This is a genomic window from Micromonospora sp. U21, from assembly GCF_018070045.1.
In the GTDB taxonomy this organism is placed as follows: Bacteria; Actinomycetota; Actinomycetes; order Mycobacteriales; family Micromonosporaceae; genus Micromonospora.
Genome location: NZ_JAGPYK010000004.1, coordinates 43,939 through 60,912, shown reverse-complemented (window position 1 = coordinate 60,912; position 16,974 = coordinate 43,939). Strand labels below are relative to the sequence as shown.

Here is a 16,974-nt window from a genome sequence, read left to right as displayed (position 1 = left end):
TAGGCTTGTCCCGCTTCACCCGGTGTCGCTGCGATGAGAGGACGATGTGCCCGAGGGAAGGGACGACCCCGCGCTCTCCGCGACGGAGGAGCTGGCCCTGGCCCGGCTGGCACTGGACGAGGGCGACCTCCACCACGCCGCCGGCCACCTCGCCGGCGCGCTGGCCCGGGCACCGACCCTGCCGGAGGTGCACGAGACGTTGGCCCGGCTGGCCGCCGTCGGCGGGGGTGGGCTCGACCTCTTCCCGATCAACCACCACACCTTCGTCGGCGCGGTCGTCGCCCGCGCCCACCTGCTGGCCGCCGCGGGTCGTCCGGCCGAGGGGCTGGAACTGCTGGCCGCGGCCACCGGGTACGCGCCCGGCACGGAGTGGGCCGGCGTGCCGTGGGTGATCGCCCCCGAGCTGGCCGAGCGGCTGGACCCGGAGCACATCGCCCGGGTCCTCATGCAGGTCTGTGCCGCGTTGCCCGACCCGGTGCCGCGCGTCGGCCGGGGCGCGCTGGCGCCGTACCTCACGCTGGCCCGCAACGCGGTCACCGTCCGCCCCGAGCACGGTCTGCTGCTGGGCGCGGCGTCCGCGCTGGCCAGGCGGCTCGGCGAGGTCACGCTGGCGATCCGCTGGGCCACCCGAGGTGTCCGGTCCCAGCCGTCCAAGATGGGCGAGGTCTGGCTCGGGTACGCGTACCGCAGCGCTGGCCGCACCCGCGACGCCCTCGCGGCCCTCGGCCGGGCCGTCGCGCTGGACCCCGACGACCTGGCCATCTACGCCGACATCGCCGGCACTCTGGCCGAGACCGGCCGGCTGGACGAGGCGCTGGAGTGGACCGAGCGGGCGCTGGCCCGGGACCCGTCGTTCGACTGCGCGGTGCACACCGCACACCGCCTGCGGCACCAGCGCGACGGCGACCTCGCCCACCTGGTCGCGCTCGCGGACTTCGTCCGTGACCACCCGGACGACAGCCACGAGCACGGCGATCTGGCCCAGTGCTGCCGGGGTCGGCCCTGGCTCGGCCAGCTGACGCCGGCCGGCGGTCCGCTGCTCGACGCCCTGCGCCAGGCGGTGGCCGACGACGACAACGGTCTCGGCAGTGCCGTACGCCTGACGGCGGCAGCCCCGCCGAGCGCCGTCCGGACGGCCACGTCGGTGGCACCCGGGCTGCGGATCGAGGTCGCCGGCACGCCGGAGCCGGACCCGCGGGAGCCGCGGCGGGCGTCCACCCGACGCCTGTGGCACTACGCGGGCATCGTCCCGACGCCCGCGCTGCCGGCACCCTCGGCGGCGGCGGTCGAGCGGATCGGGCAGGTCGCCCACCCGGCGTGGCCACACCCGCCGGCTGCCTACGACGCGGCGGTGGGCCTGGCCGGCCTGGACGTGGCCGACCTCCTCGGGCTGCTGGTGCATCCGCCGGCGGCGCCGGCCAACGCGCTGGGCCGACTGCTGGCCGCGCAGGACCCGTCGGTCTGGGTACGCGGCGTGCAGGTGTGGGCCTGCCAGGGGCTGCTGCACCACCGCACCGACGAGCCGTGGGAGGACTCGACCCGGCGCCGGGTGCTCGTCGACCTGGTCTGGGGCGTGGAGGACTGGGTCACCGAGGCGGCACTGTTCGCCCTGGTCACCGCCGCCTGGGTGGATCCGGCGGTGCGATCGGACGTGGCCCGGGTGGTGGCCGAGCGGCTGGCCGACGCGGCAGCGGTGGCCCGGGCGCGGCCGGTTCCGATCGCCGTCTCCCTGGCCCACCTGGCGCTGGCCGCCCCGGCACTGGACCCGGCCACCGCCACGCTCGCCAGCGAACTGCTCGGCGAAGCGCCACCCCGGCTTCCGCGTCCCCGCAACCCGCTCCGGCGCCTCTGGCGACGCCTCACCGCCTCGCGCCGCCGCCCCTGACCCCCGGTACTCGCGACCTCGTGAACGACGCGCCGCGCCGTCCCCGGAGGGGACGACGCGGCGTGGGTGGGTGTCGGGGTCAGGCGACCGTGGCCCGGCCGAGAGCGATCTCGGCTTCTTCCTCGGGGGTGGCCTGTGCCGGCACCTCGTTCGCGGTGCGCAGCGGGATCTCCTTGATGAACCAGGCGAGCACCGGGATCGCGATGGTGAACAGCACCGCCCAGAGGAAGACGTTTGAGATCGCGTCGGCGAGACCGCCGAGCACCAGCTCACGCGCCTGGGCGGGCAGCTCCTTGAGCTTCTCCAGATCCATCCCGCCGCCCTCGCCACCGAAGGCGCCGCCCGCGCTGGAGACGGCCAGCCGGCTGGCGAAGATCGCGCCGAACAGGGAGATGCCGAACGAGCCGCCGATCGACCGGAAGAAGGTGGCCGCGCCGCTGGCCGCGCCGAGGTCCTTCTGCTCCACGCTGTTCTGCGCGATCAGCATGGAGGTCTGCATGAGGAAGCCCATGCCGGCACCCAGCACGACCATGTACAGCGAGGACTGCAGCTTGCTGGTGTCGGTGTCGAGCAGCGTCAGCAGTGCCATGCCCGCGGTCATCACCACGCCACCGATGATCGGGTACGCCCGGTACCGGCCGGTCTTCGTGATCGCCCGCCCGATGACCAGGGAGACGACCAGCATGCCGAACATCAGCGGCAGCAGCAGCAGGCCGCTGTTGGTCGCCGAGGCCCCCTGCACGGTCTGCTGGTAGAGCGGCAGGAAGTTCATCGCGCCGAACATCGCGAAGCCGAGCAGGAAGCCGATCAGCGAGATCAGTGCGAAGTTGCGGTTGGCGAAGAGGGCCAGCGGGAGGATCGGCTCGGCGACACGGCGTTCCACCAGGCCGAACGCCACCAGCGCGAGCACGGACAGCACGGCCAGGCCGAGGATCTGCGGGGACGTCCAGTCGTACTCGTTGCCGCCCCAGGTGGTGATCAGCACGATCGCGGTGATGCCGACCGAGAGCAGGCCTGCGCCGAGCCAGTCGATCCGGTGCTCGGTGCGGTACTTCGGCAGGTGCATGGTGGTGATCAGCAGAAGCAGCGCGACGCCGCCCAGCGGCAGGTTCACGTAGAACGCCCAGCGCCAGGAGAGGTGGTCGGTGATGAAGCCGCCGACCAGCGGCCCGGCCACCATGGCGATGGCCATGATGCCGGCGATCATGCCCTGGTAGCGCCCGCGCTCGCGCGGCGGGACCAGGTCGCCGATGATCGCCATCACGCCGACCATGAGCCCACCGGCGCCCAGACCCTGCACGGCCCGGAAGGCGATGAGCTGCACCATGCCGTCCTGGGGACCGCCCAACATGCCCGAGCCGGCCATGCCGCAGAGCGCGGAGCCGAGCAGGAAGATGCCGACCGAGGTCAGGAAGACCGACTTGCGCCCGTAGAGGTCACCGAGCTTGCCCCAGATGGGGGTGGAGACGGTGGTGCCGAGAACGTACGCGGTGACCACCCACGTGAAGTGGTCGAGGCCCCCGAACTCGCCCACGATTCGCGGCAGCGCGGTGCTGACGATCATGTTGTCGAGCATCGCGAGCATCATTGCGATCATCAGCCCGAACAGCACGACCCGTACGTTGGGTCGCGCGCCGGCCTGGGTTGCCTGAGTCATGGGTAAGCTCCCCCCGAGGATTGCCATACTTACTTGTCGCCCGGCTAGTCACCTTACTAGCCGCACGGTAAGTTGGGCACCAACTGACGGTCAAGCCAATTGGGGGCGTGGGTGAGGGAGAGCGCAGGTGGCACCCGCGAGCGGATCAAGGCCGTCGCGCTGGAGCTCTTCACCGAGCAGGGGTACGAGAAGACCTCGCTGCGCGAGATCGCCGAGCGCCTCAACGTCACCAAGGCGGCGCTCTACTACCACTTCAAGAGCAAGGACGACATCGTCGCCAGCTTCGTCGAGGACCGGCTGGAGCGGATGGACGCGCTGACCGCCTGGGCCGCGTCGCAGCCGGCGACCCTGGCCACCCGGCGCACGCTGATCACCCGGTACGCCGACACGATGTTCGCTGGCGACCAGCCGTCGGTGATGCGCTTCTTCGAGCAGAACCAGACCGTGCTCAAGAGCCTCGCCGCCGGCCAGCAGATGCGCGGCCGGATGATGGAGCTGGCCAACGCGCTCTGCCGGGGCGACGACTCGCCCGCCGCCCAGCTGCGCGCCGCGCTGTCGCTGTTCGCGGTGCACAGCAGCTGGTTCGCGGTCCGGGCGCCGCACATCACCGACGACGAGCGCCGCCGGATCGCCCTGGAGGTGGCCGACGAGCTGCTGGCCGCGATCGGCGCGGAGCCCGACGAGAGTGGGACCCCGGCAGCGCCGGGGAGCCCGCAGGGCTGACCGCCCGGCGGCTCAGCCCCGGGGCAGCTCCAGACGCAGGCCGAGCAGGTCCACGCCCGCCACCGGCGCCCAGTCCTTCTCCGGGTAACGGACGAAGCCGAGCCCCTCGTACAGCCGGTGCGCCGAGACGGCCATCCCCGCACGGACGCAGATCACCACGGCCGTGCAGCCCAGCTCGGCCGCGCGGTCGACGCACGCACGGGCCAGCGCCGCGCCAACGCCCCGGCCCTGCGCGGCCGGGTCGACCGCGAGCATCCGGAACTCCGACTCACCCGGGCCGGACAGCTCGGCGAACGGGGTGCCCGGCAGCACGAAGGTGACCGAGCCGAGCACCGCGCCGGTCGCCTCGTCCACCGCGACCAGCACCTCACCACTGGTCGCCCGGGTCGACACGTCGGCCAGCACCGCGCCGTATCCGTGCTCGCCCTTGAGCTGGCCGTCCGCCTCGTACGCGGCCACGGTCAGCCGGGCCACCGCCGGGAAGTCGCCCGGGTCGGCGCGCCGGACCAGCAGGCCGCTCAATCGATCACCGCGATGAGGTCGCCGTCCTGCACGACATCGCCCTCGTTGACGGCGAGCTGCTTGACCACACCGTCGGACTCGGCGATGACCGGGATCTCCATCTTCATCGACTCGAGGATCACCAGGGTGTCGCCCTCGGACACGGTGTCGCCGGCCGACGCGACGACCTTCCAGACGTTCGCCACCATCTCGGCGCGGATCTCCTCGGCCATGTCCAGGCCCTCCCTTTTCCCGATGTGCCTGCCGACGTATCCAATCATGCGGCGGCGGACCATGGGCGTGGAGCGGTGCGGCTCGCGTGCCCGGCCGCCCCGAGGGAAGGTGTCGGGTGCCGGCCGCACTACCATCAGCGGGTCGGACCCGACGCCGGGCCGCCGGTAGCTGCACCGGCGTGTGGTCGTGCGCAGGGCGGATCCGACCCATCACGAGGAGGTCAGCATGGCGAAGAAGTCCCGCAAGAAGAAGGCACGTAAGAAGAACGCCGCGAACCACGGCAAGCGTCCCAACTCCTGAACGGGCCGACGGGCCGACGGCCCGTCACCGGTCAGACCCACCCGGCGGACGCCGGGAACGCCGGTGGCCCGGGTCGAGATCGACCCGGGCCACCGGTTTGTCCGTTCGGTACGCCGACGTCAGTCGGCCAGTTCGCGGGAATCGCTGGTCTCGAAGACGACCAGCTCGGTGAGCTTGACCCGCAGCCTCTCGCGCAGCTCGTCCGGCGCGGTCTCGTTGCCGCAGCAACGCGCCACCAGCGCCCGCACCTCCTGCTCGAGCCCGTACTCGCGCAGGCACGGCCCGCACTCGTCGAGGTGGTGCCGGATCAGCGAGCGCCGCTCGTCGGCGCACTCCAGATCCAGGTAGAGGTAGACCTCCGCGAGCACCTCACGGCAGTCCGTCTCGTGCGGCTCCCCACAGCTCACGTCACACCTCCCGGCCGGCAGCGGCAGCGGTCGAACCCTTCGAGGCGCGGGCCGCACTGAAGCCACGCTCCCCGGCGTACTGCTCGAGCAGCTTGCGCAGATTACGACGGCCCCGGTGCAGACGCGACATCACGGTGCCGATCGGCGTGCCCATGATGTCGGCGACCTCCTTGTAGGAGAAGCCCTCGACGTCGGTGAGGTAGACGGCGAGCCGGAAATCCTCCGGCAACTGCTGGAGGGCCTCCTTGACGTCGCTGTCCGGCAGCCGGTCCAGAGCCTCGGTCTCCGCCGAGCGCAGCCCACTGGAGGTGTGCGACTCGGCCTCGGCGAGCTGCCAGTCGGTGATCTCCTCCGTGGGCGCCTGGATCGGCTGGCGCTGCCGCTTGCGGTAGGAGTTGATGTAGGTGTTGGTCAGGATCCGGTAGAGCCAGGCCTTCAGGTTGGTGCCCTGCTCGAACTGGTGGAAGGCGGCGTACGCCTTCAGGTACGTCTCCTGGACCAGATCCTCGGCATCCGCCGGGTTGCGTGTCATCCGCAGCCCAGCAGCGTAGAGCTGATCGACGAATGGCATCGCGTCCCGCTCGAAACGGGCCCTGCGCTCGTCCGTCTTCTCGGTGGTCAACCGCACATCCCCTCGCGTCGGATGCTTTCCCGCCGAGGATACGCGCACGGGCCTGCCCACAGATTCACTTCCCGTCGGTGTGCCCATGCTCACCGCACCCACCCCGCCCGGTCCCGCCGTCGCGGGCCAGTCCGGGCCACCCAGCAACTGCTTCAGCTGCCGGGCGTCCCGTTCGTCCCGTTCCCGGCTCCGTGTCTCGGTCGGCACCGGTCACCCCCTCGCAGAAAGTCGTCCGCGGGTAGTAACGCGAGAAGACGGGTGGGGCATTCCGGCCCGCCCTCCCGTTCCTGGCCCCGGCCCCGGCGAACGGCCGGCGCTGGGACCAGGAAGGGCCTGGGAGGATTTGGCCCCGCCCGTCCGATTCCGGTAGGCGGCACCATCCGATGCAACGACCCGCGCCCGGCACCGGACACGGTTCGCCCGGCCGACCCGGGTCGCCGGATCAGCCGGCCGCCCAGCCCTGGGCGCGCAGCCAGTCCAGCACCGCGGCCGCCGTGCCGGCCGGATCCCTGCGCAGGTCGTGCGTCTCTCCCGGCCGGGTCACCACCTGCACGGCCGGCCCCGGCTCCGGCACCCCGAACGGGTCACGGTCGCCGTTGACCACCAGTGTTGGCAGCCCGGTGGCCAACTCGGCGGCCCGGGAGCGCTCCGGCCGCCCGGGCGGGTGCAGCGGAAAGGCCAGCGCGACCACGCCGGCCGCGCCCACCGCACGGGCCGTCCGGCAGGCCACCCGAGCGCCGCTGGAGCGACCGCCGACCAGCAGGGTCGGGACGTCCGGCTGCCGGTCGCGCAACCCAGCGAGCACCGTCGTCCAGGCCTCGTCGAGGTGCCCGGCGGGAGCCGGCGCACGGCGGCCGGCGACCCGGTAGGGCTGGGTCACCCGCACCACCGCCAGACCGGCCGCGACGGCCGCGTCGCGCACCGCGAGCAGGTCGGGCGCGTCCACGCTGCCGCCCGCACCGTGCCCGAGCACGAGCAGCGCGGCGGCCGGCCCGTCCGGCAGGTCGGTGTCGATCCGGGCCGGACCGCGCGGGGTCTCGATCTCGTCGCTGGGCGGCACCGACCCATTCTGCGCTGCCCGGCCGGCACCCGGGACCCGACCGGGCCTGTGGTCAGCTCAGCGGGACCAGGGTGAGCAGACGGTCCCGTACCGGCGGGCCGGCCTCGTCCGCGGCGTCCGGATCCGGTTCGACCTGGCCGCGCCAGGCCACCAGCATCGCCCGCCGCTCGCGGGGCGTCGTGGCGCCCCACACGCCGTGGCAGTCACCCACCTCCAACGCCCAGGCCAGGCATGACCCCTGGACGTCGCAGCTGCGGCACAGCGCGACGGCGGCGTCCGCCGGCTCGTTCGGCGCCGGAAAGAAAGTCTCCGGATCAACGCTCTGGCATGTGCCTCTGGTGCGCCACGCGTCATCCTCTCGACGTTCCCGCAAGGCCCGCAGCAGTCGCGGATCTCGCCGCGCCGCGGCCACCTCGTGCGGGCGGGGCATACGCGCCCGTGTCATCCACCCACCTCCCCCGTGGGACCGGCAAGATCGGTGGATGTCGTCCGCCCCGTGCGAATCGACACCCACTACCGGCGCTGTGTTCTATCGCACTTCCGGACACCGAGACAAGTGCCTGCCGGGAAGATGACTGAACGGCCAGGCGACGAACACCCGCAACCCCGGCAAATCGGCGCCCGACGATGCGCACGGGCCTCAGAACAGGGTCAGCTCCTGCGGTGCCACCATCGGTGCCAGCGGCACCCGGGCGATCAACTGCGGCCCGTCGTTGCGGACATCACCCACTGCCGGCCCCACCGGGCGGATCTCCAACCCGGCCAGCTGGTCGGCCGGAGGCGGGGCGAGCAGCCGGCCCGGCTCCTCGGTCGGCGCCAGCCACGACGACCACCGCTCGGGCGACAGCAGCACCGGCATCCGGTCGTGCACCTCGGCCAGCCCGCCGAGCGCCGCGGTGGTCAGCACGCTGAAGGTGAGCCGGCTGTCGGCCCCGGACCCCCAGACCGACCAGATGCCGGCCAGGGCCAGCACCGAGCCGTCGGTGGGGGTCATGTAGTACGCCTGCCGCCCGCCGTCGGGTTGGCGGACCCACTCGTACCAGCCGTCGGCCGGGACCAGGCAGCGGCGACGGGCGAACGCGCCGGCGTACGCCCGGCTGGTGGCGACCGTCTCCGCCCGCGCGTTGATCATGCGAGCCGCGCCGGCGGCCGACCGCGACCAGTGCGGCACGAGGCCCCAGCGGCCGACGCAGAGACTGCGGTGCCCCTCCGAGGTGACCCGGACCAGCGGCACCGGGTCGGTCGGCGCGACGTTGTGGTCCGGCCGGAGCCGGCCGTCGGTGTCGTCGGACGACTCGAACAGCGCGCTCAGCTCGCCGGAGCTCCGGGTCGTCGCGTACCTGCCGCACATGGGCACACGCTAACCCGTCGACGACCCGCCGGCTGTCCCGCCAACCGGGAGTAGGACCGCCGTTCGCCGCAGCCCACCGGCCGACACGGCAGAATGTAACCGTGGGGAACCTGACCGCGACCCGGCCGCCTCAGCCGTGGACCGCACCGACCGCCTCCGACCCGGTGGCGGCCACGCTGCGCCTGCCCGGGTCCAAGTCGATGACCGCGCGCGCCCTGGTGCTCAGCGCGCTGGCCGCCGGTCCGTCGACACTGGCCGGGCCGCTGCGCGCCCGGGACACCGAGTTGATGGCCGCCGGCCTACGGGCGATGGGCGCACACGTGTCGATCAGCGACGACGAGCGCTGGCTGGTCCGGCCGCACCCGCTGGCCGGCCCGGCGCACGTGGACGTGGGGCTGGCCGGCACGGTGATGCGGTTCGTGCCACCGGTGGCGGGGCTGGCCGACGGCCGGATCACCTTCGACGGCGATCCGCACGCCCGCACCCGGCCACTCGGCCCACTGATCGGCGCGATGCGCTCGCTGGGCGTCCGGATCGACGTCACCGGTGCGGGCAGCCTGCCGCTGACCGTGCTCGGCGCCGGCCGGATCACCGGCGGTGAGGTGGTGATCGACGCCTCCGCCTCCAGCCAACTGGTCTCCGGGCTGCTACTGGCCGCCCCGCGCTTCGACCGGGGTGTCGTGGTGCGGCACGTCGGCCCGCCGGTGCCGTCCGCGCCGCACCTGCGGATGACGGTGCAGATGCTGCGCGCCGCCGGCGCGGCCGTCGACGACACCACCCCCGACGTGTGGACCGTCGAGCCCGGCCCGCTCACCGGTCGCGGCTGGGAGATCGAGCCGGACCTCTCCGGCGCGGTGCCGTTCTTCGCCGCCGCGCTGGTCACCGGCGGTGAGGTCACCCTCCAGGGCTGGCCGCGCAGCAGCGCGCAGCCGGTCGAGCAGCTGCGCTCACTGCTGCACCGGATGGGCGGCGAGGTCACCCTCTCCACCACCGGGCTGACCGTCCGGGGCTCCGGCGTGGTGCACGGCCTGACCGCCGACCTCTCCGACGTGAGCGAACTGACCCCGGCACTGACCGCGCTGGCCATGCTGGCCGACTCGCCGTCGATCTTCACCGGCATCGGGCACATCCGCGGCCACGAGACCGACCGGCTGACCGCGCTGGCGCGGGAGTTCGCCGCGCTCGGCGCCGACGTCACCGAGGCGCCGGACGGGCTGGAGATCCGACCCCGGCCGCTGCGCGGCGGCGTGTTCCACACCTACCACGACCACCGGATGGCACACGCCGCCGCGGTGGCCGGGCTGGCCGTGCCGGGCATCGAGGTGGACGACGTCGGGTGTACCTCCAAGACCATGCCCGAGTTCCCGGCACTATGGTCAGCGATGGTGACCGGCAAGAGCTGACGCGACGGAGGACGGATCCTGGCGACCAGACGGCGGGAGTACGACGAGGACGACGTACGGGTCCGGCCCGGGAAGTCCTCGCGTCCGCGTACGCGCACCCGGCCCCAGCACGCCGACGCGGTGGACGGCTTCGTCATCGCCGTCGACCGGGGGCGCTACACCTGTGTGCTGGCCGGCGCCGAGCGCGGCGTCGCCGTGGCCGAGCTGCCCATGGTCACCGCGATGCGGGCCCGTGAGCTGGGTCGGAAGTCGGTGGTGGTGGGCGACCGGGTCAGTCTCGTCGGGGACACCTCCGGCGCGGAGGGCGCTCTCGCCCGCATCGTCCGGATCACCGAACGCCGCTCGGTGCTGCGCCGCACCGCCGACGACGACGAGACCACCGCCGAGGGCCGGCTGGAGCGGGTGGTGGTGGCCAACGCCGACCAGATGGTGATCGTCAGCGCGCTGGCCGACCCGCCGCCACGCACCGGATTCATCGACCGCTGCCTGGTGGCCGCGTACGACGCGGACGTCGAACCCCTGCTCTGCCTCACCAAGGCCGATCTGGCCGGCCCGGAGGAGGTGCTGGGTTACTACACCGAGCTGGAGCTGCCGTACGTGCTCAACCGTCCCGACTCCGACCTGGGCGCCCTGCGCGCGCTGCTCGCCGGCCGGGTGTCGGTGCTGGTCGGGCACTCCGGGGTGGGCAAGTCGACGCTGGTCAACAGGCTGGTGCCGGACGCCGCCCGAGCGGTCGGCACGGTCAGCGCGATCGGCCGCGGCCGGCACACCTCGACCAGCGCGGTGGCGCTGCGGCTGCCGGCGATACCCGGCATCGACACCGACCCGGGCTGGATCATCGACACCCCGGGGATCCGCAGCTTCGGGCTGGCCCACGTCTCCGCCGACAGCCTGCTGCACGGCTTTCCCGACCTGGTCGAGGGGACCGTGGACTGCCCACCCAACTGTCCGCACACGGCGGACGCGGCCGAGTGCGGGCTGGATGCCTGGGTGGCCGCCGGCAAGGCCGACCCGCGCCGGCTGGCCTCGTACCGCCGGTTGCTCGCCTCCCGGGCCGGCGAGGGCGACCAGCGCGGCGAGACCGACCAGCGCGGTCCCGGCGAGGGCGACCGGCGCGGCCCGGACGAGTGAGCCGCCGGGCGTCGGCTAGGTTGCCGGCATGACCGGGTACGCCGATGACCTCGACCTCGCCCACCTGCTCGCCGACCGGGCCGACGCCATCGCCACGGCCCGGTTCCGCGCGCTCGACCTGCGGGTCGAGGCGAAGCCCGATCTGACCCCGGTCTCCGACGCGGACACCGCCGTGGAGCGGGAGATCCGGGCGCTGCTGGCCGAGCACCGGCCGGCCGACGGGCTGCTCGGCGAGGAGTACGGCGACCAGCCGGCCAGCGCCCCGGACGGTCGGCGGTGGATCGTCGACCCGATCGACGGCACCAAGAACTTCGTCCGCGGTGTGCCGGTCTGGGCCACCCTGATCGCGCTCTTCGACGCGGACCGTCCGGTGGTCGGCGTGGTGTCCGCTCCGGCGCTGGGCCGACGCTGGTGGGCGAGCCTCGGCGCGGGCGCGTACGCCGGGCCGGGTCCCGCCGCCGGCGAGCGGATCGGGGTCTCCGCCGTGGGGCGGCTCGCCGACGCCAGCTTCTGCTACTCGTCGCTGACGGGATGGGAGCGCGCCGGGCGGCTCGACGCGATGCTCGACCTGATGCGGACCAGTTGGCGCAGCCGGGCGTACGGCGACTTCTACGGCTACATGCTGTTGGCCGAGGGTGCACTGGACGTGATGGTCGAGCCGGAGCTGTCGCTGTGGGACATGGCGGCGCTGGTGCCGATCATCACGGAGGCGGGTGGCACGGTCACGGATCTGGCTGGTCGACCGGCTCCGGCCGGCGAGCCGGGCACCGAGAGCAGCCTGGTGGCCACCAACGGTGTGCTGCACGCCGACATCCTCGCCCGGCTCGATCGACCAGCCGAGCGCTGACCCCCGGCAGCCTCTATCCTCGCCAGGTGGTCTCCTCCGGCTGGTGCTTCCTCGCGGCGATGATCGTCGCGTACGGCGTCGCCAACCTGCTTCAGTCGGTGGCCGCGGCCCGCACCACGGTCCACCACACCTTCGATCCGGGCCTGCTGCTGCGGCTGGCCGGGCACCGGACGTATCTGGTGGGGCTGAGCTGCCAGATCGGCGGCTTCGTGCTCGCTTTCCTGGCCCGGCGCGACCTGCCGCTGTTCCTGGTCCAGGCCAGCGTGGCCGCCGGGCTCGGGGTGACCGCCATCCTCGGCGTGCTGGTGTTGAAGTGGCGGCTACCGGTGGCCGAGGTGGCGCTGCTGGCCCTGCTCTTCGGCGGGATCACCGCGTTGGTTCTGGCCGCCCGGCCGGCGCCGTCCCGGCAGCTCGGCACCGCCGGGGCGGTCGCCCTGCTGGTGGCGCTCGGCGTGATCGCGGTGCTCGGCTTCTTCGCCGTCCGGTTGCACGGGGCACCCGGTTCGGTGGCCCTCGGCTCGCTGGCCGGGCTGGCGTTCTCCTCGGCCGCGGTGGCCGCCCGGCCACTGGCCTCCGCGCCGTCCGCCGAGGCGTTCCTCGCCAACCCGCTGTTCTACCTGCTCATCGTCCACTCGATCGTCGGTCAGCTGCTGCTGGGCCTGGCGATGCAGCGCGGCTCCACCACCGCCGCGGTCGCCGCGATGGACGCCGCCGGGGCGGTGCCGGCGGCGATCGTCGGCCTCCTGCTGCTCAACGACAAGATCTGGCCGGGTCGGGAGTGGCTGGCCGCAGTGGGTTTCCTGGTCACCCTCGCCTCGGTGATCGGGCTGACGCGGTACGCGGAGCCACAGCACCACCACGCGAACGCGCGCCGCCGCGACCGGGCCATGGTGGGCGTCGGCCAGCCCGGCTGACCGGCACCCACCCGGTGTCCGGCACCGCCGCGCGGCGCCGCGCTCAGGCTTCGACCGGTTTGCGGCGGCTCACCACACGCTCGTAGAGGCGTTCCAGCGCGCCACCGGTCCGTTCCCACGTGTAGCTGCTGCGGACCCGGTCCACCGCAGCGTGGCCGTACGCGAACCGCCCGGCGTTGTCGGCGAGCAGCCGGCGCAGGGAGACCCCGAGGGCCCGCACGTCGCCGGGCGGCACCAGCCGGCCGGTGACCTCGTCGACGACGGCATCCGCCAGACCGCCCATCGCGTAGCCGACCACCGGCACCCCGCAGGCCATCGCCTCCAGCGAGACCCGCCCGGCCGACGAGTAGTGCGGCGTGCAGGCCACCACGTCCGCCGACCGGTACCAGGTGGCCATCTGGTCGTGCGGCACCGCGCCGACGAGCCGTACCTGATCGGCCACCCCGACCTGCTCAGCCAGCTCGCGCAGCCGGCGCGCCTCCGTGTGGTTGGCCAACTGGTCGACCACAGGCCCGCCGGCGATCACCAGCTCGGCATCGCCGACCAGGCGCATCGCCCGGATCAGGTCCTCCTGGCCGTGGCCCGGGGAGAGCCCGCCGACGGAGAGGATCCGCGCCCGCTGCTCGCGGGGCGCCGCCTCACCGTCGGGGTGGAACTGCTCGGTGTCCACCCCCGCCGGCACCATCGCCACCGAGCTGCGTTGCAGGCCCATCCGGGTCAGCTCGTCCACCTCGTCGTTGCACTGGGCGACCGCGATGTCCACGGCCCGGGTCAGCGCACGTTCCAGCGGGATCCGCTCCCCCGGCCCGTCGTATCGGCCGCCCAGGTGGCGCAGCTGCTCGACGCCGAGCGAGTGGAAGGTCTGCACAACCGGGATGTCGGTCTCCCGGACCGCGTGCGCGGCGGCCAGGCCGCCGATCCAGTAGTGCCCGTGCACCACCTCGGGCCGCCAGGCGCCGGCCCACTCGTCGGTCAGCCAGCGACCGAACTCCGTCACGTGTGGGATCAGCTCGGCGGTGGGCAACGGCGTGGGCGGGCCGGCTGGCACCCGGTGCACCTGGTAGCCGTCGACGTCCACCGTCACCGGCAGCCCTGGGTCGTGCCGGCGCTCGTAGAGCCGGACGTCGTGGCCTCGGCCGGCCAGCTCGGCGGCGACCCGCGCGATGTGCTGTTGGGTGCCGACCGGCGGGCCGTCGGCGTGCCGGTACGAGCTGGTGTGCGCGCAGACGAGGCCGACGCGCATGGGTCACCTCCCTGCGATCTTTCCTCGGCAGTGGTCCTCCCGGTCAGAGCGTCCCATTAACCGGGTGAGCGGGAGCCGAAACCTGGCAGATCGGGAACAGTCACCGCAGGTGCCGCCGACACTTGCGCCACGACAATCACGAGAGCTCCGACGCGGACCGGCCGGGCGGCGATCCCGCGTTGATCGACCACCGGCCGGTGGTATGACCAGGCCTCGCCGGGGGTACCGCTCAGGAATGCCGCTGACCCGCAGCCTCGACGACTCGACCGTGGTGATCACCGGCGCCTCCAGCGGGATCGGCACCGCCACGGCGTACGCGCTGGCCCGCCGGGGCGCCGCCGTCGTGCTGGCCGCCCGCAGTGAGCCAGCGCTGCGGCAGGTCGCACAACGCTGCCGGCAGCTGGGCGGTCGGGCGCTGGCCGTGCCGACCGACGTGACAGACCTGGAGTCGGTGCAGCGGCTGGCCGACCGGGCGGCGGCCGAGTTCGGGCGGATCGACGCGTGGGTGAACAACGCCGCGGTGGGCGTCGTGGGGCTGTTCGACGAGATCCCGGTCGCCGAGTTCCGCCGGGTGGTGGAGGTGAATCTGCTCGGCACGGTGCACGGCATCAAGGCCGCGCTGCCGCACCTCGGCGCGGCTGGTGGAGGGGTACTGGTCAACAACGCCTCGGTGCTGGCCGAGGTGGCGATGCCGTACCAGTCGGCGTACAACGCCACCAAGCACGGCATCCGAGGGCTGGCCGACACCGTCCGGCAGGAACTGCGGGTCACCGGCCGGGGCCAGATCTCCATCTGCACCGTGCTGCCGGCAACCATGGACACCCCGTTCTTCCGGCACGCGGCCAACCACAGCGGCCGCGAGCTGCTGCCACCGCCCCCGGTCTACCCGCCGGAGGTGGTCGCCGAGACCATCGTCCGGCTGCTGCGGCGGCCACGCCGCGAGGCGTACGCCGGCGGCGCCGCCCGGCTGCTCGGCCTGCAGTGGCGGCTCGCGCCGGCGCTGGTGGAGCGCGCCCTCGGCTGGTACGCCCACCGGACCCAGTTCGGCCCCGGCGCGCGGGTGGACAGCAGCGGCAACGTCTTCCACGCCGATGCGGAGGGCCGCCGGAACGGCGGCTGGCACGGCCGGCGGCGGCAGCTGGTACGGATGACCGCCGCGTTCGGCCTCGCCGCCGCCGGCACCGCGGTCGGCACGATGGCGGCGATCACCCGCCGATCCCGGTTGGCACGCTGATGACGTTCATCGACCGCCCGGATGCGACCTTCGTCACCCGGGAGCACAATGGGGCGATCATGCCGACCGACGTGCGTTGTCTGGTGGAGATCGACGAGTCGTCCGGTGTGGTCCGGCTGACCGGAGTGCTCGATGCTGCCGGTGCCGACACGGTCCGGGCCGCGCTGCTGGCCCTGCTCTGCGACCGACCCGGCCCGGTGGTGGCCGACGTGAGCGGGTTGCGGGTCGCCGACCAGGTCGGGCAGGGCGTCTTCGCCGAGATCCGTCGGGAGGTCGCCGACTGGCCCGCCGCGGACCTGCTGCTCTGCGACCCGTCGGTCTCCGCGTCCGGCGGTGCGGACGCCGCACTGGCCGGCGTCCCGGCCTGGCCCACCCTGGACGGCGCGCTGGCCGCGGCGCCGCTGGCCGCGGTCCTCACCGCTGAGCTGGCCCCGACCGTCGGCGCCGCCCGGCAGGCCCGCGAGATGGTCACCAGCGGCTGCCAGCACTGGGACGTGCGGCCGCTGGCCGAACCGGCGAGCATCGCGATCACCGAGATGGTCAACAACGTGGTGGCGCACGCCCGGACCCCGATGACCATCCGGCTGGCTCCCCAGGCCGGCACCCTGCGCGTGGCGGTTCGCGACCACTCCCCCCTCCGGCCCGCGTTCGCCGGGCTGGCCCCACCGACCCGGCCCGGCGGGCGGGGCCTGCTGCTGATCGACATGGTGGCCCGCCGCTGGGGCAGCAGCCCGGTACCGGACGGCAAGGTCGTCTGGTGCGTGCTGCACCCCGAGGACGAAACCGCCCCCCTCAGTTGACGGGCCGTTCCCGCCCTGGTGTCCGGCTCACCAGCACACGGCGGGCGGCCCCCGGTTACGGCGGCAGGGCAACGGGTAGTGATCAGACATGCGCGACAACGAGTACCCGACCCCCGTATCCGACACCGAGGCGGAGGGGCTGCCCGACACCGCCGACGACGACTCGACCGCCAACGACGACGTGCTCACCGGGCGCGAGGCGGATGGCCCTGAGCCGGCCCAGCTGCCCGGCGACCGGACCCCGGTGGCGGTGGACCGGTTCGGGACCACCGCCGAGGAACAGCTCGACGGTGAGTCGTTGGACTACAAGCTCCAGCGGGAGAGCTTCGAACCCCCGGTGGACGACCCGCTGGCCGGTCCGGTCGACCCGAAGATCGCCTTCGAGGCGGACAACGAGGCGGCCGCGGCGGAGGCCCAGCTCGACGCCGACGTGATGGACGCCGGTCCGACCTCGGACCCGAACTCGCCGGTCTCCCTCTACGACCACGGCCGGCTCGGCACGGTGGCCGACGCCACGGTGGGCCGGCTGGTGGAACCGGACGAGGGGGCGCACACCGACCAGGAGACCGACTCCGTGGCGTACGACGCGGGTTCGGCCGGCGGCGGGGCGACCGCCGAGGAGCTGGCCATCCACGAGACGGAGCCGCCGCGCTCGGTCTGAC

Annotated in this window: 18 protein-coding genes and 1 pseudogene; 10 read left to right on the top strand and 9 right to left on the bottom strand. The window is 73.5% G+C overall.

Going from position 1 to position 16,974, the window contains the following annotated elements; all coding sequences use genetic code 11:
• The first annotated feature begins 46 nt into the window (after positions 1-46).
• Positions 47-1,885: a tetratricopeptide repeat protein gene (locus tag KBX63_RS06655; protein WP_210909419.1), complete on the top strand. Its 1,839-nt coding sequence runs from the start codon at positions 47-49 to the stop codon at positions 1,883-1,885.
• A gap of 79 nt (positions 1,886-1,964) precedes the next feature.
• Here the strand turns inward: KBX63_RS06655 and KBX63_RS06650 are convergent, their stop codons facing one another.
• On the bottom strand, positions 1,965-3,542 hold the full coding sequence (locus tag KBX63_RS06650; protein WP_210909395.1) for an MDR family MFS transporter: 1,578 nt from the start codon (positions 3,540-3,542) through the stop codon (positions 1,965-1,967).
• 111 nt (positions 3,543-3,653) lie between these two features.
• Between KBX63_RS06650 and KBX63_RS06645 the strand changes: the two genes are divergently transcribed.
• Positions 3,654-4,265 (top strand): TetR/AcrR family transcriptional regulator, encoded by a 612-nt coding sequence (locus KBX63_RS06645; protein WP_210909392.1) that lies wholly within the window; start codon positions 3,654-3,656, stop codon positions 4,263-4,265.
• Between the two features lie 12 nt (positions 4,266-4,277).
• Here the strand turns inward: KBX63_RS06645 and KBX63_RS06640 are convergent, their stop codons facing one another.
• On the bottom strand, positions 4,278-4,787 hold the full coding sequence (locus KBX63_RS06640; RefSeq protein ID WP_210909389.1) for a GNAT family N-acetyltransferase: 510 nt from the start codon (positions 4,785-4,787) through the stop codon (positions 4,278-4,280).
• The gene (locus KBX63_RS06635) at positions 4,784-5,005 is read right to left on the bottom strand and encodes a biotin/lipoyl-binding carrier protein (RefSeq protein WP_210910145.1); all 222 of its coding nucleotides are present in this window, start codon (positions 5,003-5,005) and stop codon (positions 4,784-4,786) included. The genes KBX63_RS06640 and KBX63_RS06635 overlap by 4 nt, the downstream gene beginning before the upstream one ends.
• 181 nt (positions 5,006-5,186) lie before the next feature.
• On the opposite strand from KBX63_RS06635, the gene KBX63_RS36660 reads away from it, so the two are divergent.
• Positions 5,187-5,300: a 50S ribosomal protein bL37 gene (locus tag KBX63_RS36660; RefSeq protein ID WP_374102192.1), complete on the top strand. Its 114-nt coding sequence runs from the start codon at positions 5,187-5,189 to the stop codon at positions 5,298-5,300.
• Positions 5,301-5,419: 119 nt separating this feature from the next.
• On the opposite strand, the gene rsrA is transcribed toward KBX63_RS36660, so the two are convergent.
• The 5 genes from rsrA to KBX63_RS06610 form a co-directional block, all read right to left on the bottom strand.
• A complete protein-coding gene (gene rsrA, locus KBX63_RS06630) occupies positions 5,420-5,707 on the bottom strand; it encodes a mycothiol system anti-sigma-R factor (protein WP_030336658.1) in 288 nt (95 codons plus the stop codon).
• 1 nt (position 5,708) lies between these two features.
• On the bottom strand, positions 5,709-6,536 hold the full coding sequence (locus KBX63_RS06625) for a sigma-70 family RNA polymerase sigma factor (protein ID WP_210909387.1): 828 nt from the start codon (positions 6,534-6,536) through the stop codon (positions 5,709-5,711).
• A 235-nt stretch (positions 6,537-6,771) separates the two neighbouring features.
• Positions 6,772-7,389, bottom strand: a complete 618-nt coding sequence (locus tag KBX63_RS06620; protein ID WP_210909374.1) for an alpha/beta family hydrolase — start codon at positions 7,387-7,389, stop codon at positions 6,772-6,774.
• Positions 7,390-7,441: 52 nt separating this feature from the next.
• Positions 7,442-7,834, bottom strand: coding sequence for a WhiB family transcriptional regulator (locus tag KBX63_RS06615; protein WP_210909362.1), 393 nt, complete (start codon positions 7,832-7,834; stop codon positions 7,442-7,444).
• A gap of 195 nt (positions 7,835-8,029) precedes the next feature.
• On the bottom strand, positions 8,030-8,740 hold the full coding sequence (locus tag KBX63_RS06610) for an SOS response-associated peptidase (RefSeq protein WP_210909359.1): 711 nt from the start codon (positions 8,738-8,740) through the stop codon (positions 8,030-8,032).
• Positions 8,741-8,841: 101 nt separating this feature from the next.
• Between KBX63_RS06610 and aroA the strand changes: the two genes are divergently transcribed.
• The 4 genes and pseudogenes from aroA to KBX63_RS06590 all read left to right on the top strand — a co-directional run bounded on the left by aroA (position 8,842) and on the right by KBX63_RS06590 (position 13,121).
• Complete coding sequence (gene aroA / locus KBX63_RS06605) at positions 8,842-10,143, top strand: 3-phosphoshikimate 1-carboxyvinyltransferase (RefSeq protein ID WP_210909356.1); 1,302 nt, start codon at positions 8,842-8,844, stop codon at positions 10,141-10,143.
• A 120-nt stretch (positions 10,144-10,263) separates the two neighbouring features.
• On the top strand, positions 10,264-11,274 hold the full coding sequence (rsgA, locus tag KBX63_RS06600; protein WP_210909353.1) for a ribosome small subunit-dependent GTPase A: 1,011 nt from the start codon (positions 10,264-10,266) through the stop codon (positions 11,272-11,274).
• Between the two features lie 28 nt (positions 11,275-11,302).
• Complete coding sequence (hisN, locus tag KBX63_RS06595; protein ID WP_210909350.1) at positions 11,303-12,121, top strand: histidinol-phosphatase; 819 nt, start codon at positions 11,303-11,305, stop codon at positions 12,119-12,121.
• A gap of 59 nt (positions 12,122-12,180) precedes the next feature.
• Positions 12,181-13,121, top strand: a pseudogene (locus KBX63_RS06590) (hypothetical protein).
• Here KBX63_RS06590 and KBX63_RS06585 read toward each other — a convergent pair.
• Entirely contained in the window at positions 13,079-14,278 is a 1,200-nt protein-coding gene (locus KBX63_RS06585; protein ID WP_210909335.1) for a glycosyltransferase, read from the bottom strand. The pseudogene KBX63_RS06590 and the gene KBX63_RS06585 sit on opposite strands and share 43 nt — an antisense overlap.
• Before the next feature lie 235 nt (positions 14,279-14,513).
• Here KBX63_RS06585 and KBX63_RS06580 point away from each other — a divergent pair, with 235 nt between their 5' ends.
• From KBX63_RS06580 to KBX63_RS06570, 3 genes are all read left to right on the top strand, one after another.
• The gene (locus KBX63_RS06580) at positions 14,514-15,512 is read left to right on the top strand and encodes an SDR family oxidoreductase (RefSeq protein WP_210909323.1); all 999 of its coding nucleotides are present in this window, start codon (positions 14,514-14,516) and stop codon (positions 15,510-15,512) included.
• Positions 15,512-16,312 (top strand): ATP-binding protein, encoded by an 801-nt coding sequence (locus tag KBX63_RS06575; protein WP_210909315.1) that lies wholly within the window; start codon positions 15,512-15,514, stop codon positions 16,310-16,312. Before KBX63_RS06580 ends, KBX63_RS06575 begins: the two co-directional genes overlap by 1 nt.
• 88 nt (positions 16,313-16,400) lie before the next feature.
• Positions 16,401-16,973: a DUF5709 domain-containing protein gene (locus KBX63_RS06570; protein WP_210909313.1), complete on the top strand. Its 573-nt coding sequence runs from the start codon at positions 16,401-16,403 to the stop codon at positions 16,971-16,973.
• Position 16,974 lies beyond the last annotated feature (1 nt).

Bases quoted from the DNA above. Each gene is read 5' to 3' on its own strand.
- KBX63_RS06650 (WP_210909395.1), bottom strand. From the start codon at position 3,542: ATGACTCAGGCAACCCAGGCCGGCGCGCGACCCAACGTACGGGTCGTG.
- KBX63_RS06615 (WP_210909362.1), bottom strand. From the start codon at position 7,834: ATGACACGGGCGCGTATGCCCCGCCCGCACGAGGTGGCCGCGGCGCGG.
- KBX63_RS06610 (WP_210909359.1), bottom strand. From the start codon at position 8,740: ATGTGCGGCAGGTACGCGACGACCCGGAGCTCCGGCGAGCTGAGCGCG.
- hisN (WP_210909350.1), top strand. From the start codon at position 11,303: ATGACCGGGTACGCCGATGACCTCGACCTCGCCCACCTGCTCGCCGAC.
- KBX63_RS06585 (WP_210909335.1), bottom strand. From the start codon at position 14,278: ATGCGCGTCGGCCTCGTCTGCGCGCACACCAGCTCGTACCGGCACGCC.
- KBX63_RS06580 (WP_210909323.1), top strand. From the start codon at position 14,514: ATGCCGCTGACCCGCAGCCTCGACGACTCGACCGTGGTGATCACCGGC.
- KBX63_RS06575 (WP_210909315.1), top strand. From the start codon at position 15,512: ATGACGTTCATCGACCGCCCGGATGCGACCTTCGTCACCCGGGAGCAC.
- KBX63_RS06570 (WP_210909313.1), top strand. From the start codon at position 16,401: ATGCGCGACAACGAGTACCCGACCCCCGTATCCGACACCGAGGCGGAG.